The organism is Desulfacinum infernum DSM 9756 (genome assembly GCF_900129305.1).
In the GTDB taxonomy this organism is placed as follows: domain Bacteria; phylum Desulfobacterota; class Syntrophobacteria; order Syntrophobacterales; family DSM-9756; genus Desulfacinum; species Desulfacinum infernum.
Window position 1 is genome coordinate 1 of sequence record NZ_FQVB01000080.1, and the last position, 1298, is coordinate 1298.

General features: G+C 53.8%; 2 protein-coding genes. One reads left to right on the forward strand and one right to left on the reverse strand.

Annotated elements, in window-relative coordinates:
* Positions 1 to 124 precede the first annotated feature (124 nt).
* On the forward strand, positions 125 to 310 hold the full coding sequence (locus BUB04_RS20375) for an ACT domain-containing protein (RefSeq protein WP_353743186.1): 186 nt from the start codon (positions 125 to 127) through the stop codon (positions 308 to 310).
* Positions 311 to 976: 666 nt separating this feature from the next.
* Here the strand turns inward: BUB04_RS20375 and BUB04_RS20380 are convergent.
* Positions 977 to 1201, reverse strand: a complete 225-nt coding sequence (locus BUB04_RS20380) for an integrase core domain-containing protein (RefSeq protein ID WP_435051101.1) — start codon at positions 1199 to 1201, stop codon at positions 977 to 979.
* Positions 1202 to 1298: the final 97 nt, after the last annotated feature.

Below are 1298 nucleotides of genomic sequence, written 5' to 3' on the forward strand. Positions count from 1 at the left end.
TGACAGGAGACCCTATAGCACAAAACACGTGTAAATTCAAAATCCTAGATAAGATCTGATATTTGTTTGGTTAAAAACATACTCACGGATTAAGGCATTTGACTCGATTTGGGCCTATATAGAACTGGCGGTCCATTCGTCTCTATCAGCCGTGGGCTTCCTTGCTGTCATCAGTAAGAGACTTGCCCAGGCAGGCATCAGCACCAACGTGATTTCTGCATATTATCACGATCACCTGTTTGTCCCCTGGGAAAGCAGGGAACAAGCAGTGGATATTCTCCAAAAATTGAGCCTTTCACCACGAACTTAATGCCGCCCAACCCGCCGGTGCAGCCCACCACCTTCGGCGGTGGCGGAGCGGCCAGCCGTCGTTGGGCGGCACTTTGAAGGCCCGGCAGGCACTCTTTGTGGCAAGGCGAGTGAGACACCCTGCTGGGAGCTTGTCCGACAATGGCTCTCCGGCTCAAGATGCCGGAGATTTGGGTTGCCTTCGTAGCCGCGGGGCTTCAGCCCCGCGGAAATGGTTCATCGTAACCCCATGAAGTCATAACCCAAGTTTGTCATCTATATGCTGCATAGTGCGACATTGTACCGATTTTGCTCATCTAACTATCTGAAAGGTCGTTGATGAGGCCCCGAAAATGTAATGACCCCTATGAATCAAGACCAAAATTCGCATTATTGAAAAGGCGTTGCTCCTCCCTTCTCTCTCGGTGGCAAAAACAAAGGCTCGTTCCCCTTCGGCCTTCGCTCCAGGCCTTGACAACCGGCTTTGGGCCTGATGGCCGGAAGGTGGTTTTGGCGGTTGCACTGAGGAAAAGGCGTTGGCTGCTACGCCCTTGTCCTTTTTCCATGATACCAGACCCAAAACCGGCAAGCCCTTCGGGTTGTCAAGGCCGTTTCGCTCCGGCCGGTGCCTCCGGCGGGGCGGTTCCCTAAGGAAAAAGCGGCAGCCCCATTGAGGTCGTCATGCCAGCTAAGCGGCGAGTTCATAGCGATACTCACCCGGACTCACATACCCCAGCTCTTGGTGTGGTCTCTCGGTGTTGTACTCGTGGATCCATGCCTCGATGATCGCCTTCGCCTCAGCAAAGGACGAAAACAGGTTGAGCCAGATACACTCCTCTTTAAGTGTTCTCATGAACCGCTCGATCACCCCGTTTTGCTCCGGACTGTAAGGGGTGATGTACTCCGGGTGCAGACCGTGTCACGGGACACCTTAGAATGGAGTTAAGGCGACACCCAGATTTGCGCACCTGAGCCCCTGACACGAAGTGCATTCGGTGGCAGAGTCTCCC